23 protein-coding genes are annotated in these 24,567 nt (G+C 42.7%); 7 read left to right on the top strand and 16 right to left on the bottom strand.

The window, feature by feature from the left end; all coding sequences use genetic code 11:
- Window positions 1-294: 294 nt before the first annotated feature.
- The 4 genes from miaA to ACP7AE_RS00185 form a co-directional block, all read right to left on the bottom strand.
- The gene (gene miaA / locus ACP7AE_RS00200) at window positions 295-1,443 is read right to left on the bottom strand and encodes a tRNA (adenosine(37)-N6)-dimethylallyltransferase MiaA (protein ID WP_426240949.1); all 1,149 of its coding nucleotides are present in this window, start codon (window positions 1,441-1,443) and stop codon (window positions 295-297) included.
- Between the two features lie 92 nt (window positions 1,444-1,535).
- A complete protein-coding gene (gene mutL, locus ACP7AE_RS00195; protein ID WP_426240948.1) occupies window positions 1,536-3,377 on the bottom strand; it encodes a DNA mismatch repair endonuclease MutL in 1,842 nt (613 codons plus the stop codon).
- A 90-nt stretch (window positions 3,378-3,467) separates the two neighbouring features.
- Window positions 3,468-3,992 (bottom strand): tRNA (adenosine(37)-N6)-threonylcarbamoyltransferase complex ATPase subunit type 1 TsaE, encoded by a 525-nt coding sequence (tsaE, locus tag ACP7AE_RS00190; protein WP_201553888.1) that lies wholly within the window; start codon window positions 3,990-3,992, stop codon window positions 3,468-3,470.
- On the bottom strand, window positions 3,985-4,608 hold the full coding sequence (locus ACP7AE_RS00185) for a 6-pyruvoyl trahydropterin synthase family protein (RefSeq protein WP_045446397.1): 624 nt from the start codon (window positions 4,606-4,608) through the stop codon (window positions 3,985-3,987). The genes tsaE and ACP7AE_RS00185 overlap by 8 nt, the downstream gene beginning before the upstream one ends.
- 396 nt (window positions 4,609-5,004) lie before the next feature.
- On the opposite strand from ACP7AE_RS00185, the gene ACP7AE_RS00180 reads away from it, so the two are divergent.
- On the top strand, window positions 5,005-5,127 hold the full coding sequence (locus tag ACP7AE_RS00180; RefSeq protein ID WP_264623036.1) for a hypothetical protein: 123 nt from the start codon (window positions 5,005-5,007) through the stop codon (window positions 5,125-5,127).
- A gap of 88 nt (window positions 5,128-5,215) precedes the next feature.
- Here the strand turns inward: ACP7AE_RS00180 and ACP7AE_RS00175 are convergent, their stop codons facing one another.
- The 4 genes from ACP7AE_RS00175 to ACP7AE_RS00160 all read right to left on the bottom strand — a co-directional run bounded on the left by ACP7AE_RS00175 (window position 5,216) and on the right by ACP7AE_RS00160 (window position 7,292).
- Window positions 5,216-5,548 carry a YnfA family protein gene (locus ACP7AE_RS00175; RefSeq protein WP_055125033.1) on the bottom strand — a complete coding sequence of 111 codons (333 nt, stop codon included), beginning with the start codon at window positions 5,546-5,548 and terminating at the stop codon, window positions 5,216-5,218.
- Window positions 5,549-5,550: 2 nt separating this feature from the next.
- The gene (locus ACP7AE_RS00170) at window positions 5,551-6,366 is read right to left on the bottom strand and encodes a PhzF family phenazine biosynthesis protein (protein WP_426240947.1); all 816 of its coding nucleotides are present in this window, start codon (window positions 6,364-6,366) and stop codon (window positions 5,551-5,553) included.
- A 73-nt stretch (window positions 6,367-6,439) separates the two neighbouring features.
- Window positions 6,440-6,769, bottom strand: coding sequence for a DHCW motif cupin fold protein (locus ACP7AE_RS00165; RefSeq protein WP_045446391.1), 330 nt, complete (start codon window positions 6,767-6,769; stop codon window positions 6,440-6,442).
- A gap of 61 nt (window positions 6,770-6,830) precedes the next feature.
- A complete protein-coding gene (locus ACP7AE_RS00160) occupies window positions 6,831-7,292 on the bottom strand; it encodes a methyltransferase family protein (protein ID WP_426240946.1) in 462 nt (153 codons plus the stop codon).
- Window positions 7,293-7,617: 325 nt separating this feature from the next.
- Here ACP7AE_RS00160 and htpX point away from each other — a divergent pair, with 325 nt between their 5' ends.
- Window positions 7,618-8,532, top strand: coding sequence for a protease HtpX (gene htpX / locus ACP7AE_RS00155; protein WP_404642453.1), 915 nt, complete (start codon window positions 7,618-7,620; stop codon window positions 8,530-8,532).
- 110 nt (window positions 8,533-8,642) lie between these two features.
- On the opposite strand, the gene ACP7AE_RS00150 is transcribed toward htpX, so the two are convergent.
- Window positions 8,643-9,917: a saccharopine dehydrogenase NADP-binding domain-containing protein gene (locus ACP7AE_RS00150; protein ID WP_426240945.1), complete on the bottom strand. Its 1,275-nt coding sequence runs from the start codon at window positions 9,915-9,917 to the stop codon at window positions 8,643-8,645.
- Window positions 9,918-10,202: 285 nt separating this feature from the next.
- Window positions 10,203-11,441, bottom strand: coding sequence for a carboxynorspermidine decarboxylase (locus ACP7AE_RS00145; RefSeq protein WP_426240944.1), 1,239 nt, complete (start codon window positions 11,439-11,441; stop codon window positions 10,203-10,205).
- Between the two features lie 90 nt (window positions 11,442-11,531).
- On the opposite strand from ACP7AE_RS00145, the gene ACP7AE_RS00140 reads away from it, so the two are divergent.
- Entirely contained in the window at window positions 11,532-12,197 is a 666-nt protein-coding gene (locus ACP7AE_RS00140; RefSeq protein WP_426240943.1) for a DUF924 family protein, read from the top strand.
- A gap of 287 nt (window positions 12,198-12,484) precedes the next feature.
- On the opposite strand, the gene ACP7AE_RS00135 is transcribed toward ACP7AE_RS00140, so the two are convergent.
- The 4 genes from ACP7AE_RS00135 to lpxB all read right to left on the bottom strand — a co-directional run bounded on the left by ACP7AE_RS00135 (window position 12,485) and on the right by lpxB (window position 16,501).
- Complete coding sequence (locus ACP7AE_RS00135; RefSeq protein ID WP_426240942.1) at window positions 12,485-13,714, bottom strand: CAP domain-containing protein; 1,230 nt, start codon at window positions 13,712-13,714, stop codon at window positions 12,485-12,487.
- Between the two features lie 304 nt (window positions 13,715-14,018).
- Window positions 14,019-14,171, bottom strand: a complete 153-nt coding sequence (locus ACP7AE_RS00130) for a hypothetical protein (protein ID WP_193008180.1) — start codon at window positions 14,169-14,171, stop codon at window positions 14,019-14,021.
- Between the two features lie 94 nt (window positions 14,172-14,265).
- Window positions 14,266-15,120: a ribonuclease HII gene (locus tag ACP7AE_RS00125; RefSeq protein ID WP_426240941.1), complete on the bottom strand. Its 855-nt coding sequence runs from the start codon at window positions 15,118-15,120 to the stop codon at window positions 14,266-14,268.
- A gap of 73 nt (window positions 15,121-15,193) precedes the next feature.
- Window positions 15,194-16,501 carry a lipid-A-disaccharide synthase gene (gene lpxB / locus ACP7AE_RS00120; protein WP_426240940.1) on the bottom strand — a complete coding sequence of 436 codons (1,308 nt, stop codon included), beginning with the start codon at window positions 16,499-16,501 and terminating at the stop codon, window positions 15,194-15,196.
- 427 nt (window positions 16,502-16,928) lie between these two features.
- On the opposite strand from lpxB, the gene ACP7AE_RS00115 reads away from it, so the two are divergent.
- On the top strand, window positions 16,929-18,011 hold the full coding sequence (locus ACP7AE_RS00115) for a 3-deoxy-7-phosphoheptulonate synthase (protein WP_055124944.1): 1,083 nt from the start codon (window positions 16,929-16,931) through the stop codon (window positions 18,009-18,011).
- Window positions 18,012-18,168: 157 nt separating this feature from the next.
- Here the strand turns inward: ACP7AE_RS00115 and pepN are convergent, their stop codons facing one another.
- On the bottom strand, window positions 18,169-20,769 hold the full coding sequence (gene pepN, locus ACP7AE_RS00110; RefSeq protein WP_426241156.1) for an aminopeptidase N: 2,601 nt from the start codon (window positions 20,767-20,769) through the stop codon (window positions 18,169-18,171).
- A gap of 395 nt (window positions 20,770-21,164) precedes the next feature.
- On the opposite strand from pepN, the gene ACP7AE_RS00105 reads away from it, so the two are divergent.
- From ACP7AE_RS00105 to ACP7AE_RS00095, 3 genes are all read left to right on the top strand, one after another.
- Window positions 21,165-21,761, top strand: a complete 597-nt coding sequence (locus tag ACP7AE_RS00105; RefSeq protein ID WP_426240939.1) for a DUF6231 family protein — start codon at window positions 21,165-21,167, stop codon at window positions 21,759-21,761.
- 157 nt (window positions 21,762-21,918) lie between these two features.
- The gene (pal, locus tag ACP7AE_RS00100) at window positions 21,919-22,437 is read left to right on the top strand and encodes a peptidoglycan-associated lipoprotein Pal (protein WP_055124946.1); all 519 of its coding nucleotides are present in this window, start codon (window positions 21,919-21,921) and stop codon (window positions 22,435-22,437) included.
- 121 nt (window positions 22,438-22,558) lie between these two features.
- The gene (locus tag ACP7AE_RS00095) at window positions 22,559-23,362 is read left to right on the top strand and encodes a 4'-phosphopantetheinyl transferase family protein (protein ID WP_426240938.1); all 804 of its coding nucleotides are present in this window, start codon (window positions 22,559-22,561) and stop codon (window positions 23,360-23,362) included.
- 119 nt (window positions 23,363-23,481) lie between these two features.
- Here ACP7AE_RS00095 and ACP7AE_RS00090 read toward each other — a convergent pair whose 3' ends face one another.
- A complete protein-coding gene (locus tag ACP7AE_RS00090) occupies window positions 23,482-24,372 on the bottom strand; it encodes a hypothetical protein (protein WP_426240937.1) in 891 nt (296 codons plus the stop codon).
- Window positions 24,373-24,567 lie beyond the last annotated feature (195 nt).

Here is a 24,567-nt window from a genome sequence, read left to right as displayed (position 1 = left end):
GTTTCATTAGTTATTTTTATCAACAAACGTCAATTAATATTGATTAAATACACAGTTAGGCTAGTATTACACCTACTATTTTGATGAATTTAAATTATAACAGCTATCTACGATTTATTTTGATACTAATTGTCATTACTTTCGAATAGTTGCATAGAGCTTTTTGCAATACTATATTTTTAGTACACCATATTGTATTTATAAGGTATTAACTCATACCATATTTTGAGACGATTTATCTCAGTTTTATCACCATTTTTAAAATGAGGACACGCCCTACTATCATTGAGAGATTTAATATAAATAGTCTCTTGCCTGCGCCATGGTAGTGAATGCTTTTACCACCATATTGCGGTCTATAGAATAGCCTTCCTCGCTAGAGGTATCGGCTGCTATCGCCCCATCCATGGAATTACTAGGCAATTGCATGACTTTGCGTAACCATGTGTACTGACGTTTTGCCAATTGTCTTGTCGCATATAATGCCTTATTTTGCATTTTCTGACAAGCAAGTGCCTCGGTCGCACCATCAGATAAGCTTGATTGAGCTGAAGACTGGAACACTTCAAAAGCACTGTAAAATTGCGCTTTGTCTAGATGAGGCTGTTCAAATACTGGGTGATCGATATGTACTAGGTATTCTAGTACTTGGCGATAACCAACGCAGCGCATGGATGGTAGATTTGGTGTTAAAGGATAGCGCTCCAGCAGACCAATGACCTCAGGCACCAACCCGTCATTCCACATGATATCTAAACGCTGCTCGATACGTGTATGCAACCATGGACGATCAGGCATGACTATCAATGCATGCCATTGCTGATTGGGATTATTTGCCAATGCCTGCTTGGGCTTTCGCTGCCAGTCACTTATAGGAATATCAGTTTGCAGATAAACTTCAACTGCTCGGGTGATGCGCTGAGTATCAGTCGCATTAAGGCGCTCATGGCTGATCGGATCTATCTCACCCAAATAGTCGTAAAGCGCACTAATGCCTTTATCTTGCCTCCACTGCTCCACACGTGCGCGAACACTATCATCACTATCAGGTACTGGAGATAGCCCGTCTAGCAGCGCCATGTAATACATCATAGTACCGCCAACCAGCAACGGTATTTTGCCATTCTCGTGACAGCTATCAATCAAACGGGCAACGTCATGCACAAATTCGGCGACGCTATAGCTCTGCATAGGATCGATAATATCAACCAAATGATGTGGATAACGCGCCAACTCAATAGCGGTTGGTTTTGCCGTACCGATATTCATATCACGATAAATCAGCGCTGAATCTACTGAAATTAGCTCATAACGCCCTGTATCATATAACTCATAAGCCAGTGCAGTCTTGCCACTTGCTGTCGGCGCCATAAAACACACCACGCTATTATCCGCTAAATTGGCGTTTAGGCGATAAGATGAGCTGTCGGATGAAAGTTGCATAGGCTTGCCTTTATTAATGATATTAGTAGCAATAAATAACTTTGAGCGGTGTCATTGCTAAAATTTGCTTATTATATTTTTTGTCGTTATAGCTATCTTGACTCAGACGCAGATAATAGCATCAATGTTGCTAATTGATTACCATCTATCGCTTTAATCGCATGCTGAGTCAGTAACGCGTCGATATCCGCCAAGAACACCATCAAATCTTGCTTTGACATCTGCATGCTCACGGCGGCAAGTTGCTGATTAATGTCATTTGCATTGTGCAACCATTGATCTTTTTTACCTGCCCTATTACTAAGTAAACTTGACTCAAATAATGAACGCATCTTTGATTGCCAATTCTCTGCACCGATCAATAAACATTGGCTTTGATGATAAAACAATAACCAAGGCAGCGCTTTGTCCTCACTATATGTTGTGCCAACAGATTCGGTTAATGCCTCATTTAAATGAGTAACAACATCTAGGCAATAAGGCAAAGATGTCGAATGTATTGCGACATCGTTAGCGATATCTGTGGTGTTTTGACTTATTTTCTCAGAAACACTTGATACGTTTAAGGTTTGAGGCGAATACCTATTTTCTGACAACTGATAGGGTTGTTTGGGCGCTTTTACCTGATGGCTTTTGCTTGAATGAATGGTCGTTGATGTATTTGGCATTACAGTAGCGAATGCATTATCGATAGACAAATTACTATCTACTATCTGACTATTACCTAGTATTTGAATAGCATTAGTATTAGCAGAACTGATCATCTCTGTAGTCACTACTGTCTTAAGTTTTGCCCGAATCGCATGGCTTACATGCGCCATAATATTATTGAGCGGACTTATTTTAATACGCTGTTTAGATGGATGCACATTGATATTGAGCCACTGAGTGGGCAAATCAAAATAAAGCGCATAGCCAATACCCACCAACTGAGCAGTTTGGGCAAGTTGGCGTAGCTGATTGCTTATCAATGCTTCTTTGACCAGTCTGCCATTCACATAGATTAACTTTGGTAAGGTATCCTGCGAATCAGTGATAGGCCATAACCAACCATTAACGCTTGCTTGATCACCAAAGCTATTATTAACATATTCTCTAGATGGTTGCATTAAACTGGTGAGGTCTATCGCTATCTCTAACGCCGTTTTGGTTAACGACAACCCAGTCGCTTGCTCAAGACGTGCCAATGGCAAAGGATTGACATTATTATTGCCATTAGCATTTGTAGAAACAGCACTTAAAGACTTTGAATTTGAAAGCCTTGCAGTTGAAGACATGGTACTTAAAGACATCACACTTGAAGAAAGTGACAACCGTTTTTTATGGTCATGAAAGAGCGTCAGTGCCACATCTGCTCGCGCCAAAGCCACTTCGCGCACAATCGTTTCGGTATGACCGAACTCCGTCGCAATAGATTTCAAATTGCCACGGCGTGCTGGTACGTTAAAATATAAATCTTTAATCGTAATGGTCGTACCACGATGATGCACAACTGGCATGAGCTTTGGCGCATCATCTAACACACCCGCGACTTGCAACTGGCGACCGATGCCACTGTCATCATGGCTACTGGTTAAAGTCAGCCGAGATACTGCCGCCGTCGCTGCCAATGCCTCCCCGCGAAAACCCAACGTCGTAATACCGTGTAAGTTAGCGACATCCGCGACTTTACTGGTTGCATGACGGGTAATTGCCATGACCATATCATCAGGATGAATACCCACGCCATTGTCGATCACTTCAATCATACCCATGCCGCCTTGGGTAATATGTATCTCAATATTGGTCGCACCAGCGTCAATGGCATTTTCTAGCAGCTCTTTGACTACGGCTGCTGGGCGTGTCACTACCTCACCCGCTGCCAATTGATTAATAAGCAGCGGCGATAGTTTTTTGATGCGAGTATAAGAATGATTGTCTGGCATTTGCGGCATTAAGAGGTATCGTTGTTTTACGTGATGATAAGTCGTACTGGCAGATATTGATGACTTATATTAGGGTCTGTTAAATATTCAAATGTATAATTAAATCTTAACAGAGGATAAATCCAAGCCTTGCGCTTGTCCAGCCTTCGATAGCCGCAGCTCAACTTGACGAGACTCATTATCCTTATCAGTGCTAGTAGCTTGCGTCATATCGATAAACAAGGTCGGCGGCGGTAAATAGCTGTCTGCGCGGCTGGCCCATTCGATGATAACCAACGCGTTTGGCTCATCCAGATATTCATCAAAACCGATAAAAGACAGCTCTTCTGGGTCTTGCAGACGATACAAATCCGCGTGGTAAACTGGCTTGATTAAGCCATCTTTTTGCTCGATGCTATAAGGCTCAACCAAAGTATAAGTCGGGCTTTTGACGGCACCTGCATGCCCGAGCGCCTGCAACCAATAGCGAGTCAGAGTCGTTTTACCTGCCCCTAAATCACCTGCTAACCAGACACTACCTGTCAATGGCAACGCTGCCAATTGCTCAGCCAAACGCTGAGTATCGGCTTCTGTATACAGTGTCAGCGTCTTAGCGTTTTTTTCCTCTGTTGTACTATTAGGCATCGGGCTTACCTACCTGCACTTGCGTCTGTACCTGCATAGTCACCGTTGGGTTAATAAAGCTTTCACCGCGGATCAATTTGGCATATAGCTCAGGATCGTGCCACTCGGCACTGACTTGATCGCTAAACTCAAACGCTTCTAGATGAAGCTTACCCATTTGCTCATTCGCCACATCATCAGCAAAGCACTGTGCGTAACCGGTAGCAGTTTCGTGTGCAATCACCGAGTAAACGCTAACATCAGATTCACCGTTTTGCATTTGGGTTTGTTTTAAAATTTCTTGCGCCCAAAAGAATATCACGCGTGAAAACTGCTCTGCCGATGGCGATACTGGCAAGCTTATCCAGCGCGCACTGAATTTTTTACAGGCAGCGACATACTCAGGGTCGTCTTTATTCCAAAAACAAATCGCATGATCAAAGCTATCGATAATGTCCTTGATAGACGATTTTAATAAGCCAAAATCATAGACCATTTGCCCATGATCTAAGCGCTTAGCCTCAAGAATCAGTTCAATCTGATAACTATGACCATGGATAGAGTGTTTGCAGCGCTCAGAGCTACAATTACGCACAATATGTGCATTTTCAAATTTAAAAAGTTTACGGATACGCATAACAATCAACCAAAACAGTAAGCATTTTTATGCTAAATATGAATATTATAAAAGTTTGCCGCGACGACTTATCGGCTTGCGGCTTATTATAGCAAATCGTGATGACTCCGTAAGTAAGCACTTATTAATAGCAGTATTGACTAAATAAATCCATGGCATCGAAAATCTACTTATAAAATTCATTTATCAAACAAATTTTTAGAAGGAGCATCATACAAGGGATGGATACAGGATTGACTCAAATCGTAGGTGAATTGTGCTAGCGCTATCTATTGCGACCCCTTAAGCATATACTCATTGCAGTACGCACTATTTGCGTCATCAGCGTTAATCTAACCTTTAAGCTATTTACACTGGCTTAACAGGTATTACGGCTTATCTCAAGAGGAAAAAACCATGAGTAAAGGTCAAGACAGTAAAAAGAACGTAAAAAAGAAACCGCTATTAACGGCAAAAGAGAAAAAAGCCGCCAAACAATCTAAGAAAGACGACAGCGGCAGTATCTTAGGTAAACATTAATAGTTAGTGCATCATTGTGCCATTTAAAAAATGCCAATCGAACCTCACGGTTTGATTGGCATTTTTTATGCTAGGTGCGGTCTTTATGCTAAGCACCGCGCGGCGCAAACATAATAATTGCCATGCCTAATAACGCAACCGCAGAACCTACTATATCCCACGTGGTCGGCCTGATACCATTCACCGTCCACAACCATAAAATAGCCATCGAAATATACACGCCGCCATAAGCCGCGTAGACTCTACCAGCTGCGGCAGGATGTAAAGACAACAGCCAAACGAAAGCGACCAAACTTAGTACGCCAGGGACAAGCAGCCAAATAGACTTACCTTCTCGCAGCCATAGATAAGGCAAATAGCAGCCCGCAATCTCTGCCAATGCGGTCAGCGCAAACAGTCCAACGGTTTTTAATTCAGTCAACCCTATGACTCCTCGATCGTGATAAAACCTGTCATATACTGAACGGCATTGCCAGAAATCATTACTCTGTCACCTGCGACGACACAGTCTAGAACCCCGCCGCGACGTGATGCTTGATAAGCAACCAAGTGATTTTTACCCAAACGCTCAGCCCATAATGGTGCAAGCCCTGTATGAGCTGAACCCGTCACTGGGTCTTCATCGCCACCATTGGCTGGCCAAAAATAACGTGAAATAAAATCATAGTTTTTGTAGTCAGCAGACATAGCCTGACAAGTCACCACCACATCTAAAGGCGCAAGCTGTTTTAGCTGCTCGTTATCACGCGCTACTGTTAATACGTCAGACTCAGCATTACAAATCACAAAATAGGCTTGAGTATTTTTATAGACTGCAACGGGTGCAATAGATAGTCCTGCAAGCAAGCTATCAGGGATATTGTCAACTTTCTCAGGCTGAGTATTAGGAAAATCCATTTGTATCTTGCCATCGTCTGTTTGCACAATGGTCAATATACCAACCGCTTTGGCTGAAAATTTAATACAGTTTAAATGAGGGTTTTTGTTAAATAACACAAAGGCTGACGCTAGCGTTGCATGTCCGCAAAATGCAATCTCAGTAAAGGGAGAAAACCAGCGGATATGATAAATGCCTTTATCATCAAGAACCATAAAAGCTGTCTCAGATAAATTATTCTCAAAGGCAATCGATTGCATCAAATCATCAGCGAGCCAGTTATCAGTGATAACAACTGCCGCTGAATTCCCCTTAAAAACCGTATCCGTGAAAGCATCAATGACATTGATTTCTAGCTGCATTTTATGTTCTCGCTTTATTTTTATAGATCTATGGTTTTATAGCTTTATGAATTTTATGGTGTTACTGGCAATATCAATCAACAATAAATAGCTTAGCGCCTATCTTCGTTGACGAACGATGGGCAATCGTATTGTCCGCCACTTGATAAGTCATACCCGCTGTTAAGGTGAAAGTGCGACCATCTTTTAACTCAGTGTTCAACTCGCCCTCAACACAGAATAAAATATGTCCTTTATCGCACCAGTGATCAGCAAGGTAGCCTGCGGAGTACTCAACCATATGCACATTGATATTGTTAAATTCGCAAGTCTTCCAATACCCCGTGCCCGTTTCACCTCTGTTTTCTACCGCTTCTACTGTCGTCCAATCGGTAATAGCAAAAGGTATATTTTTCATTTCCATAACGTCATCTCCCTGATTTTATTGTTCATTCAGTTATCATAAAATCTTTACTTACTATACCTCAAATCCAGCGCCGCACTTTATTTAGATAATCCTGATAAGTTTTGCCAAATTTCTGTGCCATCATCCGCTCTTCTGGCTGGATTTGAAAGCGCGTCATATAAAGTATAAAAATAGGCAATAATACAAATGCCAGAAAATGAAACAAATAGAACGCCCAGCCTAATAATATAAGCACCAAACCCACATACATCGGATTGCGGCTATACTGATATACGCCGCTGGTCACTAAACTAGAGACCTTCTCTAACGCTTGCGGATTGGGCGTGGTCTGAGCGATTCTAAATTGAGTTACACCCATGATACCTAAGCTCAGACCCATCAGACCCAAAGCCACTGCCAGTGCAGTTGAGCCGTTGAGTGAGAACGTCAAAGCAGGAACCATTTTAGAGACGACATACATAGCAGCAGCGGTAATAATCACTTGGGCGACTGGAGGGACTTTAAGTGCTAGAGCGTTCATGATTAGACCTCATAGAGCGTTAAATAAAAAACCTTAACAGTGAGTGCTCATGATACCTGCTCACTATTTTCGTTTTAATTTTTACTTTTAGCCCTTGACTATTTAAACCATCAAAAAATAATTATTTTTACCTTTTAGATGTCGCCATCCTTTATTTTTATTCTTTGCTCTCTAACCATATCACTGTATTTATACGGTTAACTGGGATTGTTATTTATCAAAATAATGCCATTTATGTAAAGTAAAAACATATATAAAAATATAATACCTCATAGAGTATTATGTCTTAAAGTTGTATTTAAATTTAAATGAGGAAACTGGCATCATGATGCGTATCGGATTGTTCTTATTAACCAACTTAGCGGTGATCGTGGTATTTAGCATCGTGTTTGGTATTTTATCCAGATTTTTTGGAATTGGTGGCGTACATGGTGCGGGCGGGCTAAATTACACCAGCCTTGCCATTATGTGCGGCGTATACGGTATGGTTGGTTCGATGGTATCATTATTTATCTCGAAATGGATGGCCAAAAGATCAACGGGAACGGTGGTTATTGAAACGCCAAGCAATGCCACTGAAAAATGGCTGGTAGATACGGTCGCTAGACAAGCGCGAGCGGTAAATATTGGCATGCCAGAAGTGGGGATTTTTAATAATTCTCAGCCAAACGCGTTTGCCACAGGCTGGAATAAGAACAAAGCGTTGGTCGCTGTTTCATCTGGCTTACTGCAAAGCATGACACCCGATGAAGTAGAAGCGGTATTGGCGCATGAAATTGGTCACGTGGCAAACGGTGATATGGTCACCCTTGCGCTCATTCAAGGCGTAGTGAATGCCTTTGTGATGTTCTTTGCGCGTATCATTGGTAGCTTCGTCGATCGGACGGTGTTTAAAAACACCAGTGATAGCCCCGGTATTGGTTACTTTATCACGAGTATTGTGATGGATATTTTGCTTGGATTTTTGGCGTCTGCCATCGTAATGTGGTTCTCGCGTCTACGCGAATTCCGTGCGGACCAGATGGGTGCAAAGCTTGCCAGCCGCGAAAAAATGATTAGTGCGCTTGATGCTTTACGTCCTTCTGAGCAGCGTCCAGATCAAATGCCTGAGAGCATGAAAGCATTTGCTATTTCATCAGGACAGTCTACGGGCTTTAGTATCGCAAACCTTTTCCGCTCACACCCAACGCTTGATGACCGTATTGCGGCGTTGAGAAATTATAATCCTAGTGAGGGGTGATGACATGATTAGCTCCCCTACCTCCTCGTAAAATTAACGTAAAAAACCAGACATAAAAAAAAGCCTATCTATAAAAGATAGGCTTTTTTATGTCTGGATAAACTTACTGATTAAATATCAAACGCTAACGCTCTGTCGCTTTCGCTATCTTTGATACGCGTTGGCAAACCAATCTTATTCAGCAGATTGATAAACGGCTTGGCATCCAACTCTTCGACGTTGACCATCTTGCCAGCATCCCACTCACCAGTTGCGACCAGAATCGCCGCAGCGACGGGTGGCACACCTGCGGTATAAGAAATACCTTGGCTACCAACCTCATTATAAGCATCTTTATGATCTGAGATATTATAAATAAATACCTCGCTATCAACGCCGTTGATTTTGCCTTTGACCTTGTCACCGATGCAGGTCTTGCCTGTATAATTCGGCGCAAGAGAGCTTGGGTCTGGTAGAACCGCTTTCACTACTTTTAATGGGATAACTTCTTGCCCTTCAGCAGTCATCACCGGCTGCTCAGAGAGTAGACCCAAACTTTGTAGCACAGTGAATACATTAATGTAATGCTCACCAAAGCCCATCCAAAAACGGATATTTGGTACGTCTAAATTGGCGGATAACGAATGCACTTCATCATGACCACTTAAGTAGCTGTTTTGCACGCCAACCACTGGTAAGTCGTCAGTACGCTTCACTTCGAACATTTTATTAGACTGCCACTTGCTGTCTTGCCAAGAGTAGACCGTACCGGTAAATTCACGGAAGTTAATCTCAGGATCGAAGTTAGTAGCGAAGTATTTACCATGGCTGCCAGCATTGATATCAATGATATCGATATCCGTCACTGAACCTGCATCCATCATGTCATAGCCAAGACGCGCATAGGCGTTGACCATACCGGGGTCAAATCCTGCCCCTAAAATCGCCGTGACATTATTGTCCGCACAGCGCTGTTTGCGCTGCCATTCGTAATTGTCATACCATGGCGGCGTCTCACAAATCTTGCGTGGATCTTCGTGAATGGCGGTATCGATATAAGCAACACCTGTCTCGATACAAGCTTCCAATACCGTCATATTGATAAATGCCGAACCGACATTGATGACGATTTGGATACCCGACTCTTGAATCAGCTGTATCAGCGCTTGAGTATCCATAGCATCCACTTGATGCGTATGCAATACTGCAGGCTGCTTGAAGCTATTCTTATCTTTCACGCTTTGGGCGATGGCATCACATTTATCTTGCGTGCGCGAGGCAATATGAATCTCGCCAAGGATATCGTTATGCATCGCACATTTATGCGCGACCACTTGAGCGACACCGCCGGCTCCGATGATGAGTACGTCTTTTTTGCTAGATTTGGCTTGTTGGTTTGTGTTCAATGAACAATCCTCCTTTGTGTCTCTGTCGATACCATCGATAGTGGCGAGTCAAAACAGAAACGAGTGAATGATATGCGTGAATTAAAAAGGAAGACCGAGGAAAACCCACGCACCCGTCGGGCAAAGCACCATTTGATTGTTGGCTTTTGCCCGTGGCGATTATAACAATTTTTATGAAGACATCGGTAAAAATAATGTATAAAAAACAGACGAGTTAAAGTCATTCAAAAACACACTTAAGTCTTTGTTTTCTAAAATTTAAATCAATTTACCGATACAACTAAATTAAGACAAGCTGGCTTTGTAATCTTGATAATCAAATTCGCGCTGCACATCTATACTGCCATCTAGACGACGAATCACAATCGCGGGCATATTAACACCATTGAACCAGTTCTTTTTCACCATGGTATAACCTGCGGCATTACCAAAGGTTACGGTATCACCTATTTTTAGGTTATTTGGCAAGGCATACTCACCAAAGATATCACCCGCCAAACAAGAACGACCATAAACGATCGTATTATCAGCTGACTTAGCGCTCTGGCTGATGGGTGCGATATTGGTAGGGTCGATATCAAGAGAGGCAATATTCATTAAATCACTATTAACAGCCGCTATCGGCGCTGACTCACGGTAAATTAACAAATCAAGCATGTGCGCTTCAATGGATGAATCTACTACAGCGAGATTTTTTTCATTGTGCATAGTATCTAAGACGGTCGTGACCAATGACCCAGCACCATGGATACTTGCCTCACCCGGTTCAAGATAAACTTGCACCCCATATTTTTCACTAAAGATTTTTAACCTGTCAGCCAGTTTTTCTAGTGGATAATCAGGCGCGATAAAATGAATACCGCCGCCCAAACTCACCCACTCAAGCTGCGCTAAAACATCGCCAAATCTGTCTTCGATATCTGCCAAGCTGGCACTAAAGGCTTCAAAGCTGTCATTTTCGCAGTTGTTATGAATCATTACCCCACTAATGTCATCAAGTACCGCTGCAATCTTGTTTTTATCATGTTCGCCCAAACGGCTAAAAGGACGCGCAGGATCAGCGATGATAAACGATGAATTACTGGTTTTTGGGTTTAAGCGCAGCCCAACTGGTATATTTTTTGCCGCAGCTTGGTCTTTAAATGCATTGAGTTGCGAGATAGAGTTAAAGATAATTTTATCAGCATAGCTCAATACTTCATCGATCTCATCGGCGCTATAGGCGACGCTGTAAGCATGAGTTTCTTTTTTATTATTACTGTCTTTACCCTTACCAAAAGTCTCGTAGCCAAGTCTAACTTCATTGAGTGACGATGACGTTGTGCCGTGCAAATAAGGCTGCATCACATCAAACACGCCCCAAGTGGCAAAGCATTTGAGCGCCAATAATGCTTTAGCACCTGATAGCTCACACAGCCGCGAGATAATCTGCATATTGGCAACGATTGCCGCTTCATCGAGCAAATAATAAGGCGTGGGCGGTAGAGATGATTGGGTAATGTTTAGCGAAGTTTTTGCATTCATAAGAGGTTACCTAATAGCTGCTGTTGGCATCATGACAGACATAAATATTTGCGCTATAGTAGACTAAATTCATCATAATTAGAATATCTTATGTCACTATCAACCGATTATTCCACTGCTACTAGCCAAGCTTATTCATCGCAGCTCGACCCAAAAAATATTCATTTAGAACATCTTGATGCTAATGCGCGTACAGTACTGGAGTTTTGGTTCAACAAAGACAATGAGCAATATTGGTTTGCGCAAAATGATGCTTTTGATACGCAGATAAAAGATAAATTCGGTGACATCTGGCACGCTGCCAAGCAAGGTGAATGCGTGACATGGCGTAGCGCAAACGCGCCAACTGATAGCAATAGCTCCATCACGGCGTTGGCAGGCAGACTAGCAGAAATTATTGTCTTAGATCAGTTTTCGCGTAATTTATGTCGCGGGCAAGCAGGCGCTTTTGCACAAGATAGTATGGCTATCGCATTGGCACAAGAGGCTATTGGACAACCACACTTTGATACATTACCGACTGAATGGCGCAAGTTTATCATCATGCCATTTATGCATTCTGAATCATTGATGATCCATAAGCGCTACTTACCATTGTTTGAGAAATTACATGATGACAATACGCTGGATTTCGAAAATCGTCATAAAGATATCATTGAGCAATTCGGTCGCTATCCGCATCGCAATGACATTTTAGATCGCGAGTCAACGGATGAAGAAGAAGCCTTCTTGCAACAACCGAACTCGTCGTTTTAGCGCTTATATATCTATATGATTGATTGCAATATGATTTATTCTAATATAGTTACTTCGACTCAAAAGAAGTGTGAATTGCAAGGCAACCAAGTATAGGCATATATAGTATTTCAAGCGAGATGAACGCCGAACTTCTTTATAGTGCAATGGATTGACTATAATAATAAAGCAAGGGCTAAATCAGATAACTGGTTCAGCCCTTGCTTTATTCTACTTATTCTTTAGATCCTTTCGTTCAGATTGGTGCTTTTATTCAGATTAAGAACACGTCTTAGTTCACTTAATTATTAGTTCACTATCCCTGTCGTAAAGGTAAAGCTCTCACGCTCGATAGTTTTATTATCCACTAAAATATCAAAGCTGACACGGTAGTCACTGTTGCCATGTAAACCACAGTTTTTGCCTTTTTTACTGGCAATCTGGCAGCTTTTTAAATTATCAGTGATTGGTAATATAAAAGCTTCGTTTTCTGGTAGTGCATTTGCCGTATTTTTATAGGGATCTTGGCGATAGTCTAGCAGCTCAATCGGTACATCGATATTTCGCTGGATATCATGGAATGTCACATTGCTGATATCAATCGTTTGAGCAGATGGCATATTGATATAAATAGGTTGTCCGATAGGATCCACTCGCAAGTCACGCCCTGTATGCTTGACAGGATCTGGCGTCTCATTATATAGCGCGGTTACTGTATCCGTCACGCCTTCACATGGATAAGTGAATACGCCTTTAATCGTATTATCTTTAGTCGCTTGGGTCGCTGCTGCATGGTTGACCAATACATAACCTTGGTTATTCGCCGCCTCTTTATTGTACGGCTCATAGATAACCACTCCAGTACCCGTCACGCTTGCACTAGGCATCATTAATGAACGCAAATGGTAAGGCGCTGCCAGCAAGGACTTTGCCATCGAGCCTGCCACAACATCCGAGCGAATAAGATTGCCTGCTGAACTATAGTGGATAGATTGGGCGATATTTTCAGTCACACCATATCGTACATTTGGGTAATTTGCGTTTGATAAGCGATCGGTAAAACTGAGCCCACCAAAAAATGGATTATTGCTACTGGTAACGCCCGAAATATCTGCAATCTTATTTTCGTAATGCGCGCTGAATGCGGTCGGTGAGCTATTGGCAAAGACGTATTTAATATAATTTGCATGTTTAATGGCAACATCATCAAGCGCGGTATCAACAGATAAGCCGCTCAGACCACAGCTGGTACGTGCCAAACTGAACTTATTGTTGGCAATTAATGCAGCCTTTACCTCATTAGTAGCAGTAGTGCTATCAGGTTGGTCGCCAACATTATCGCTTGAATTGTCACTTGTATTACCATTGGGCTGATCGTTTGGCTCGATAGCAGGTGGGTTCGGGCTTGGCGCATTGGTATTAGAGCTGCTATCAGAGCCACCACCGCCCCCACCACAAGCCGTTATAAATACTGTCAAAAAAAGCACTGCAGCAAGATTTTTTTGTGGCGTACTGATTAATAGCGTACTGAGCGTCATTTTTTATCCTATAGAATAGTAGCACGTATATAAGTCAATAAAAGCTAGCGTTAAGTATGCGGACATAAGCTAAGTAGACTTAAGCTGCTAGGGCGTGTTGAACATTCACAAATGGGCACTGCTGATAGCTAAAATTGTTCCAGACAAGGCGCAAGTCGACGATAATGTTAATACCTTAGCTAGAATTGCAACGCAGTATGGGGCAGTTTTAGTATCAGCCCCGATATTAACAGAAGGGGACAGGACTCTTTTTTGCCGCTTCATTGTTAAAAAGAGACGCTTAGAATGACTAAACTTACTATTTTTAACGTCGAATCGCCTGCAAAATAGCCTCTGTCAGTGCCATGGTCGAATGTTCGACACGCCCTAACATCACAGTATTGAATTTATTTGTAATGGCATTGTAATACAGTCCAAAAATTTTTACTTGGTGTTTGTTGAAGACTGATACGTTCATTACGGACTGTCTTATTTTTAGCCATGACTATTTTTGCTTAGGCTATTTTAAAGAAGCACGCTCAGTTTAACGTTTATTTTTAAGTGCTTTCTTCTTAAGTGGCTTTCTCTAATGACTTTCTGACTGGTACAAAACTACGTCTATGCGCAGATAATACGCCGTATTTTTCGATCGCCTCCATGTGTGCACGTGTTGGATAGCCTTTATGTTTGGCGATACCGTATTCTGGATGCTTGGCATCAAGCGCATACATGGCTTTGTCACGACTGACTTTAGCCAATATACTGGCGGCAGCAATGCTGGTATGACGCGCATCGCCCTTTACCCACGCTTGGCAATCGATAGTCGATTTTTCTATACCCAGTTCAGCGAGCATTGCCTCATTTAATTCAGGGCAGCGATTACCATCGAACAAAACTTCGACCTGCCTCATAGAGTTGACAAGATGATGAGCAATGGCTTTTAACAATACTTCGGTACATAAGCGCATACCGAGCATCGTCGCTTGCAAGATATTGACTTGATCGATGACCGCTGCTGGGATCTCGGCGACAACATAACCAATAGCATGCTGTTGAACCAATGGATAAAGTCGGTCACGCTTCTTTTCACTCAGCTGCTTGGAGTCGGTCAAGATAGATAATGGCGTGTCCTTTAATGGCTGCATCTCAATCAATCCTGACCAGGTTTTAGGCAATATCGCAGCAGCCACATTGACGCTACCGAGTAACGGCCCACGTCCTGCCTCATCAACGCCCATTTGTAGCGTTGACTGCTGTAAGCCTTGCTCCACCTTGATCGGATACTGAACAAGTAGCTCACCAATATCTACCTGACCCGATAAACGAATAGGCTCAACCAGCTGTAGATATTGACCTTTGATATCAATTTGCTCAATACTTACTTCGATCGGGGTGACAGAGTTGTGGGTTTGGTACTGGTTACTCATAGGGGCGCGGTATCTTTGTTATTAGGTATCATTGTAATTAATAGAAGAAGAAATGATCGCAATCAATAATGGCTTAAATCCGATGTTTCGCTTGGATAAACCATTGCTCAATCACACTATTAGCAGGATCATGATTACTCTGCTGTTGTAATAAGTGCTTGGTGGCGACGATATCTTTTAATTGCTCAGCATAGGCACGCGGTTGTAGTAGCCGCATGACCGTACGACAGATATTGTCGCCACTCGCCTGCTCTTGGATCAACTCAGGAACGATTGCAGTATCAGCCAAAATATTGGGCAGCGCCACATAAGGCACTTTGACTAAGCGTTTGGCAATCTGATAAGTGAGCTTATTTAATTGATAAACCACCACCATCGGTCGCTCTAACAGCATCGCCTCTAGCGTTGCAGTGCCAGATGCTAGCATTACAATATCTGAGGCTGCCATCGCTTGTTGACTAAAGGCTGGCTGGCTATCATCATAGACCACCACGATGGCAGCACGTAGTTGCTCTGAGCGCTGGTCAATAACATCTTGGACGATATATTGGTGATTCTGGTCGACGGTCGGAATGATAAAGCACAGCTTGGGGTCAAGCAATATTAACTTTTGAATACCATCTAACATCAATGGCAAAATAGCCGTGATTTCACCGCGACGAGAGCCTGGCATCACACAAATAAGCTGGCTGACATCGTCAAATCGTTCAATAAAAAACTGCTGCAAGCCATCGTTGTGCCAAACCAGCTCACTACGGCGCTGATTTATCGGTGTTTCTAACAATGTTTGATCGATCGTACGCAACAGCGGATGACCAACACATATTGCTGGATGATTATGACGCTCATAAACGGACAGCTCAAAGGGGAACAAACACAACACAAGGTCGGTCGCCGCTTTGATATTATGAATACGTGACTCACGCCATGCCCAAATAGAAGGGCTGACATACTGCACGCAGAATACGCCTTGCGGTTTTAATTTTTTAGCCACTCTAAGATTAAAATCAGGCGCATCAATGCCAATAAACCAATCAATATCAGCGGCTTTAAATGCGCTCAGTAATTCACGGCGAGCTTTAAGTAAGTCAGGCAATTGCGCCATGACTTCTACCAAACCCATCACCGCCAAACGCTCTAACGGAAAAATACTTTGCAGCCCTTGCGCTTGCATCTTTGTACCACCGACGCCGACCCACACAATATCATCGCGTAGATTATTCATCTGCTGCATGAAGTCTGCGCCCAAGCTATCCCCTGACACCTCACCTGCGACGATACCGATGACCAATGGCACAGTCTGTAATTCAGCACGTTGAATTTCAGTCTCTGTTTGGTCTATAAGGTTATGATATTGATCAGTCGTAGCAGAATCTGTCATGACAAGCTCTCGATATTAAAAAATACAATAAATGCATATAAAATAAATGAATGATTGTTATAAAATACGACGCATAAAATCTGCGCGAAAGCTCTGTGATACCTAAGCATTCGCCATACTCACTATTTTATCGTCATACCTTTTATATTGTCATCATACGTGACGATGATACAAATAGCTAAATTAGCTGATAAAAGCTGGAAATGACTACTTAACGGGTTAATTCGTTTTTCTATACGGACAGATAAATTGAGTAACAATCTTGCTTGTTGAAGCGCTCATATACGATTGGCGCTGAACAAGTATAACTAAGTTTTGGTTTCCTCATTCCAGTTATCAGTCAATTAACTGCGCGACTGCCCTTGTCAACCAACACTTTTGTCCGCATAATGAAACTCCCTATAAATCAGCTAGACGATATATAACCATGACAACATCAGTTACCCATAATGCAGATATTGACGACGTGAATATTGAAAAGTTCATTCCTTTGATCACTCCCGCTGAGCTAAAAACTGAGCTACCTTTATCAGATGCAGCCTATAAAACCGTATTAAACGGTCGTAATACCATCCAAAACATCTTGGACGGTAAAGACAAGCGCCTCTTTGTGGTCATCGGCCCCTGCTCTATTCATGATATCAAAGCCGCTCACGAATATGCCGATCGTTTGGCCATATTAGCAAAAGAAATCGAAGATAGCGTGTTTGTGGTGATGCGCGTATATTTTGAAAAGCCGCGCACAACCGTTGGCTGGAAAGGCATGATTAATGACCCTGATATGAATGACAGCTTCGACATTGAAAAAGGTCTGCGTACTGCCCGTAAGCTACTGCTCGATTTGAATGAAAAAGGTCTTCCTTGCGCCACCGAAGCATTAGACCCGAATACCCCGCAGTACATGCAGGATTTGATCAGCTGGTCAGCGATTGGCGCACGTACCACTGAGAGCCAAACGCATCGTGAAATGAGTTCAGGCTTATCGTGCCCAGTAGGCTTTAAAAATGGAACAGATGGCGGCATGACGGTCGCTGTTAACGCAATGCAAGCCGTAAAAGAAGGTCATAGCTTCTTAGGTCTGTCAGCAGATGGCAAAGTCTCAATCATCAAGTCTAAAGGCAACCCTTACGCGCACGTGGTACTTCGCGGTGGTAACGGCAAGCCCAACTATGACGAAACTGCGGTTGCACAAGTGGAAAATGAGCTGGCAAAAGGCAAAACCAATAGCAAGATTATGATTGACTCAAGCCATGCCAACTCAGGTAAAGACCCATATCTACAACCGATGGTTATCCAAAACGTTGCGGAACAAATTCAAAACGGCAATAAATCTATCATCGGTATGATGATTGAGAGTCATCTAAAGGGCGGCAATCAGAAACTGACCGCTGACTTAAGTCAGCTCGAATATGGCAAGTCTATCACTGACGGTTGCTTAGATTGGGATAGTACGGTCACTGCCTTACATAACCTACGTGATATGGTCAAAGACGTTTTGCCTAACCGTTAATTTTTAATCTTTAATAACGATTGCCCATAAACACAGAATATTAAGTTTTTTAAGCATTATTAAGCGTTTAATAAAAAAGCCCGTCCGATATTATTATCGGACGGGCTTTTTCTTATAAAATAATTTAGTTTATTGTTATAGAGTCATTTAATTTACCCTACTCGCTCGCTGATCCTAAAACACTGTTTAGACTTTCAAGTACGTGCTTAGAAGAAGCCTGCTTTTGCAACTCAATCAACCGCTCATGCGCCATTTGACGACGTGGCTCAGCCAAGGTATTCCAACGCGCTAGCACTTGCAATAAGCGCGACGCCAAAACAGGATTGGCATCATCCAACTTTTTAATCACACCAATATAAAGCTCTAACCCTTCTGCCGTCCATAAAGCCGTTGGCTGCGAGGTAAAGGCACTGACCACTGAGCGTACACGATTGGGCGTATTCCAATCAAAATCTGCGTGAGCGATCAAGGATTGGATAGTATCAGCGGTCACAATATCAGCAGACGCCTGCACACTAAACCATAAATCGATGACCAAATCATTATTTTGGAAGCGATTATAAAAGTCCGCCAAATACTCATCAGCATTTAGCAGTTGATGATTGACCATCGCTTTCAACGCGCCGAAACGCTCCGTCATACAGCTTGCATCATCATACTGCTGCTGCGCCCATTCACCTGCGCCATCGACATTCGCGGTCAGCGCCATATCGAGCACCACATTACGCAAGGCACGGGTGCCACGAGCCTCGGCACTATCTTCATAAGACTGCATTGGTAGCTGCTCATAAAGCTCAGCCCATTGATCTTTTAGCGCCTCTGCAAGCTGCTGATACAAGTCGTCGCGCTGCGCTTTCACCAATGCTGGATCGTAATCCTTATGAATAGCAGACGCCAGCTCTTGCGCTGATGGAATATCAAGCAAGCGGGCAGCCAACATCGCATCCTTAGCCGCGAGCACAGGCAATGTCTGCGCTAGTGCTTGCAGATAGATGTCAGGACTGCTCTTCTCGCCTTGACCTTGCAGCAAGATACGATTGACCAGCATCTGCGTCACTTGCCAGCGGTTAAAACCATTGGTTTCATGTTTGAGCAAAAATGCCAAATCTGCATCTTGATAATCATAATTGAGCTGTACTGGCGCACTAAAATCACGTAGCAAGGATACGACAGGCTCACGCGCTATATTTTTGAAGGTAAAGGTTTGCGTGGCTTGATCGAGTAGCAGCATACGCTCAGCCACAATGTCACCACTGTCTTTATCAAATAGCGCAGTCGCTACCGGAATAGGCAAGGGTTTTGGCGCAGCAAAGCCACTGACATGACGGGTTTGCTGATTTAACGTAATCGTCAGTGTCTGCGCTGCATGGTCATAATGTTGATGACCAGACACCATTGGTGTGCCTGGCTGACGATACCAGTCGATGAAGCTTTCAATCTTGCTATCAGTGATGCTAAGCGCAGATAAAAAGTCCTCAACCGTGACTGCTTGCCCATCATAACGACGGAAATACTCATCCGTGCCTTTACGAAAATTCTCGGCTCCTAACGTATTGGCAATCATGCGCACGATTTCAGCGCCTTTCTCATAAACAGTCGTCGTATAAAAATTATTAATCTCAACGAAACTTTCAGGGCGTACCGGGTGCGCCAGTGGTCCTGCATCCTCCGCAAACTGATGAGCACGCAAGGTCGCCACATCGTCGATACGCTGTACGGCACTCGACTGCTGATCCGCTGAGAAGGATTGATCGCGGTAAACAGTAAAGCCTTCTTTTAAGCACAGCTGGAACCAATCACGACAAGTGATGCGATTGCCTGTCCAGTTATGAAAATACTCATGGGCAATGATGGCTTTCACACTAAAGCTACGCGCATCCGTTGTCGTCTCAGGACTGGATAACACACAAGCGGTATTAAAAATATTCAGACCTTTGTTTTCCATTGCGCCCATATTAAATTGACTCACGGCAACAATCATATAGCGATCTAAATCGTAAGCGCGACCATAATTAACCTCATCCCATTTCATCGAATCTTTCAACGCTTGCATACCGACATCACATTTATCGATGTCAGCGGACTTTGCGTATATTTCCAGCAACACCTCACGACCTTCGCTGGTGGTATAAGAATCCGTTAATACGTCTAAATCAGCGACAACACAGGCAAATAGATAGCTTGGCTTATTGGTTGGATCATGCCATATCGCATAATGACGGTCTGGGGCATCTGCCACCTCACCCGCTTCGACCAAGTTACCATTGGCTAATAGTGTTGCATAACGCTTATCCGCCTCAAGACGCGTGGTAAATATCGCCAATACATCGGGGCGGTCTGGGTAAAAGGTGATTTTACGAAAGCCTTCTGGCTCACATTGAGTGACAAACATCGTCTCATCACCACTGCCCGCCATATAGAACCCTTCAAGTGCGGTATTGGTCTGCGGACAGATACGTACTTGAATCTCTAAAACAACCTCATCAGATGCATTAGCAATCGTCAACGTGCCTGCTTGTTGTTGATAATCCTCAGCCGTCAATGGCTTACCATTCATCGTAATGGAGATCAGCTCCAACTCCTCACCGAACAATACGAGATCTCCTGCTGTTTGACGTACCATCTTCAGAGTGCTGTCTACCTGTGCATGATTTTCGAACAGTTTAATATCTAAATCAACCGTTTCCACATCAAAGCTAGGTTTCTGGTAATCTTTTAAATTAATTTTACTTGGTGCATGCGGTGGCACATCTGGCATATCAGGATTAATAATTTGAGCATCAGTTTCAGCAATAGACATGGGTATTCCTATTATTATTTATGGCAAAAAATATATACGGTAAAAAGCGGGATAATTTAGGCTAAGGCAGGTCATCAATTAGCATAATCTTATGACCATCAACATGATAATGGTATCTTGCTACATTGACCTAAACTGCCAAATTTCAAGAGCAGGTCCCAATTTTATTATGTTCATCGTCCATGACACTTATCAAAATGCGATGGCAATGAGAGAGTCCATATATCAAAAGAATGAGAGAGTCGACATATTAAAAGAGCAGCATAATCAGCATCAATCACCCATTGGATAATCACGATTAAAATGATTTAATAGGGTCACTGATGACCAACACTCGATAAACGGCCTATTATATGATAAAGCAAACTGCCAGTCGCTCAGACATTACGTTACCATTACTGATAGATTACATTGAGGCTCTTTTGCCCTCACTAACCATACAAGCGAACGCATCCACAACGACTGAATCTACTGATAATAACACTGAGTTGCTGTGGGTCGTCCCAGGCCAAAATGCGCGGTTAGCATTAAAGACACTGCTAAAAAATACCCGCTCACCACAAATATCGACATTATTAGAGCTCAATCAGCGACCATTACCTGAACGTTATGAGCTCGCCTGTTTTTGGTTGCCCACACTCTCACCAGAGTTGCTGCAGCAGTATATTCCGCTGCTCATGCGCTATCGAGATCTTTATGCGGCACACCTGCTCATCGCCCTTGATGACACCCTAGATCTCAAAGCTTATGGCTTTACCCCATTTGATATCTTGCATGAGCCATCTTTAGAGATGAATACTACTTACCAAACAAAGCAGCCTTTATCTGTAAAATCATCAGCGTCCGCTAGACTTTGGCAGTTCAATTTATATGATTATAAACAGCTGCCAAATTGGTTAAATGCGGATTATTGGGCCAACCCTGAAAATTGGGGCAAGCACCGCTGGTAGTGGATCTCATATCTATCTGTAAATTCTAGCATTATTTACAGTAATACTACTTACATAAAGTAACATTTAGTATATGATAGATAGCAATTGCCTAAGTTTTATCGTAAGCAGTTCAAAAAAAAACAATTTTAATTAATTAAAATTTTAGGAGCTCATTATGTCAACCAGTTTTTCTAAGATCGCAGCCCTCGCTGTATTATCAAGCGCTGTGGCACTAACCACAGGTTGTGCGACCAAACGTGCTACTTCTGAAGTCGTGGTTGCCCCGCTAGGTATTCCAGGTGGTCAAGTTGGATACACTGGCGCAGTCATCGTAGATAACTCAAGCGCGGTTATTATGGGCGCAGAAAACCTACAGGCAGTTGTTTACTTTGCTTTTGATAGCAGTGAAATCACTTCACAAGCAGCGAGCATTCTTAATCAACATGCCAGCCTGCTAAACTCAAATCCAGCAGCCAGCGTTGTTATCGCAGGTAATACTGATGATCGCGGTAGCCGTGAATACAACATGGCACTAGGTGAGCGCCGTGCTGCTGCAGCACGTGATTACCTTGCTACTCAAGGCGTCGCAGTAAACAATATCCGCATCATCAGCTATGGTGAAGAGCGCCCTGCTGCCGCTGGTAATACTGAAGAAGCTTACGCACTAAATCGCCGTGCTGAACTGTCTTACTAACACCAGTAAAACTAATCACAGTCGATAAAGCTCAACATATTTTATAATTGAAAGCCCAGCAATAATATATCGCTGGGCTTTTTGCATGTTACTAAGCGAACCAATCCAATAGATGCAATCAATGATGCCAAGCTCTATCTTAAACCTAACTCATGTCCAATATACCCAGCTCGATCCTACAACGTGGTGCGCCACTGCACAAGTGAGCGAATGTTCATCCCTCAACCTTAAAAGACTATGGGATGAATTACTGTGGTCATCCGCGAACAATATATCGAAGGTAGATTTTCAGAAACTTTACGAGCTTAATTGGCATTACTGCCTGTCACCAGTAAGTTTATCAACACGTGAAATGGCGCAGCATCAACGTCAACTACAACGTAAAGGCGTTCGATTATTGCTACAACAATTACTAGATCAGCTAAAGTTGCGCGATACTCTGGATGAGTCAAACTTCCCGTATCGGCTTAGCAGCAGTGAATATTACGTATGCTTTAGTCATACAGGCAGCAAGAATCACCATGATATTAGCCAAAATACTGTTCAGACAATCGATACATCATTGAACAGTAAAGTAACAGTGGTTATTAGTCGTCACCGTCCCATTGGTATTGATATTGAAACCAATCATGTAGCATGGCGCGTGGCACAGCGGTTTTATTCTGAGCATGAAATGGCTGCTTTACAAGCATTATCCCCACTTCAGCGTAAGATTATCGCTAAATTACTATGGCAAATAAAAGAAAGTTTTATCAAAATTCATCAATACAAACTGGCACAAGGGTTAGGAATAGATTACTCCTACCTGATTGCTGATTTAGTTTATGCTATTAGAGAACCGTCATATTTAATGGTCATAGCAGACATTAAGTCCGATTACCGTATCGCGGTATTGTCAGCGCAACAAACCATTGTTATTTTCTAGACCATTTATACATATTGTTTATTATAACAACTACCCTTTCACAAACAAAAAAAACGACCCTAAAAAGGATCGTTTTTTCTTACTCTTCTTCTAATAACAGTACTTAAACTGTGATTAGATTAGAAGCGGTAAGTTGCGCCAAGCTTAACAATTGGCATCCACTCAAGATAATCTTTACGTTCTAATTCTTTTTGTGCTGCAGCGGCAACGTCACCACGCGTAATAGTACTGTCCTTTTTAGAAACAGTCTCTGCACCACTTACATATCCAACAGTCTCAGTAGCATCGCCAGTTGCACGAACTGTCGCGTTAGTTTTACCCATGTATGCCGCACCAATTTCGCCAAACAAACCGAAGTTGTTAGTGATGTTAGGACGGAAACCAATAGTACCATAAGGGGCTATCTTGTTACGATGCTCTATAGTACCTGATAAAGTACCAGTATCTGTAGCATTATAGCTAACATCATCAATCTTGAAGATATCGCTTTTACCTTCAGCAGTTACGTCGATATCGTTGTCAGGTACGATGATACCAGCACCCATGGTGAACCAGTTACCAGTAGGGCGTAATTGCACACCTAGGTACGGGTTGCTAAAGTCTGCATCTTTAATATCATATTCAATATCATTTACATCAATATCGCCGAATAAATCAGAAACATCGCCACCAGCCCAACCAGCTTGTAGTTCAGTTTTCTCATTTAGTGACCAACCGATGTTAGCACCATAACCTAAAGTACCAACTTCAGCGCTAACAGAAGCTGGGTTGATAGCCGTTTGGAAGAAACCTTTCGTACCACCAACAAGAGCGCCAGTAGTGTTGCTAACGATACCAGCGTCAGCATTGTATGCATAAGCAACAGGCTCAGCTTCATATGCAACAGCAACAGGCTCAGCTTCATACACAACTGCATCGTTACCATCAACAACGATAACAGGTTCAGCAGCTAGTGCAGCAGTTGACGCTAAAACGGCAGCAGAAATTGCTGTTAATTTAATAAGTCTCATAAATACTCTCCTAAAGTGTGGAATAAGTCGCCCATAAAAAATGACAATTTAGCTTTTTTTAAATCGATCATTTTGTTGAGCAGATTAAAACAATTTTGGCCGGAAAAGTCACCCCTCTAGGAGCGCTTTTTATTTGCCGTTATGTAAAGATTGCATAGATATTGTAATAATTACTACACCAATCCGCAAAACTTC

The sequence above is a fragment of the Psychrobacter sp. TWP2-1-2 genome (genome assembly GCF_049896785.1).
Classification (GTDB): Bacteria; Pseudomonadota; Gammaproteobacteria; order Pseudomonadales; family Moraxellaceae; genus Psychrobacter.
The sequence above is the reverse complement of the archived record's forward strand: the minus strand, read 5'-3'. Positions and strand labels throughout refer to the sequence as shown.

Coding starts and splice junctions, on each gene's coding strand:
- pal (WP_055124946.1), top strand. CDS start 21,919: ATGTCAACCAGTTTTTCTAAGATCGCAGCCCTCGCTGTATTATCAAGC.
- ACP7AE_RS00115 (WP_055124944.1), top strand. CDS start 16,929: ATGACAACATCAGTTACCCATAATGCAGATATTGACGACGTGAATATT.
- ACP7AE_RS00170 (WP_426240947.1), bottom strand. CDS start 6,366: ATGCAGCTAGAAATCAATGTCATTGATGCTTTCACGGATACGGTTTTT.
- ACP7AE_RS00130 (WP_193008180.1), bottom strand. CDS start 14,171: ATGAACGTATCAGTCTTCAACAAACACCAAGTAAAAATTTTTGGACTG.
- ACP7AE_RS00185 (WP_045446397.1), bottom strand. CDS start 4,608: ATGCGTATCCGTAAACTTTTTAAATTTGAAAATGCACATATTGTGCGT.
- ACP7AE_RS00135 (WP_426240942.1), bottom strand. CDS start 13,714: ATGACGCTCAGTACGCTATTAATCAGTACGCCACAAAAAAATCTTGCT.
- ACP7AE_RS00125 (WP_426240941.1), bottom strand. CDS start 15,120: ATGAGTAACCAGTACCAAACCCACAACTCTGTCACCCCGATCGAAGTA.
- miaA (WP_426240949.1), bottom strand. CDS start 1,443: ATGCAACTTTCATCCGACAGCTCATCTTATCGCCTAAACGCCAATTTA.
- ACP7AE_RS00145 (WP_426240944.1), bottom strand. CDS start 11,441: ATGAATGCAAAAACTTCGCTAAACATTACCCAATCATCTCTACCGCCC.
- tsaE (WP_201553888.1), bottom strand. CDS start 3,992: ATGCCTAATAGTACAACAGAGGAAAAAAACGCTAAGACGCTGACACTG.
- lpxB (WP_426240940.1), bottom strand. CDS start 16,501: ATGACAGATTCTGCTACGACTGATCAATATCATAACCTTATAGACCAA.
- mutL (WP_426240948.1), bottom strand. CDS start 3,377: ATGCCGCAAATGCCAGACAATCATTCTTATACTCGCATCAAAAAACTA.
- ACP7AE_RS00180 (WP_264623036.1), top strand. CDS start 5,005: ATGAGTAAAGGTCAAGACAGTAAAAAGAACGTAAAAAAGAAACCGCTA.
- ACP7AE_RS00160 (WP_426240946.1), bottom strand. CDS start 7,292: ATGAACGCTCTAGCACTTAAAGTCCCTCCAGTCGCCCAAGTGATTATT.
- pepN (WP_426241156.1), bottom strand. CDS start 20,769: ATGCCAGATGTGCCACCGCATGCACCAAGTAAAATTAATTTAAAAGAT.
- ACP7AE_RS00105 (WP_426240939.1), top strand. CDS start 21,165: ATGATAAAGCAAACTGCCAGTCGCTCAGACATTACGTTACCATTACTG.
- ACP7AE_RS00140 (WP_426240943.1), top strand. CDS start 11,532: ATGTCACTATCAACCGATTATTCCACTGCTACTAGCCAAGCTTATTCA.
- ACP7AE_RS00165 (WP_045446391.1), bottom strand. CDS start 6,769: ATGGAAATGAAAAATATACCTTTTGCTATTACCGATTGGACGACAGTA.
- ACP7AE_RS00095 (WP_426240938.1), top strand. CDS start 22,559: ATGATGCCAAGCTCTATCTTAAACCTAACTCATGTCCAATATACCCAG.
- htpX (WP_404642453.1), top strand. CDS start 7,618: ATGATGCGTATCGGATTGTTCTTATTAACCAACTTAGCGGTGATCGTG.
- ACP7AE_RS00090 (WP_426240937.1), bottom strand. CDS start 24,372: ATGAGACTTATTAAATTAACAGCAATTTCTGCTGCCGTTTTAGCGTCA.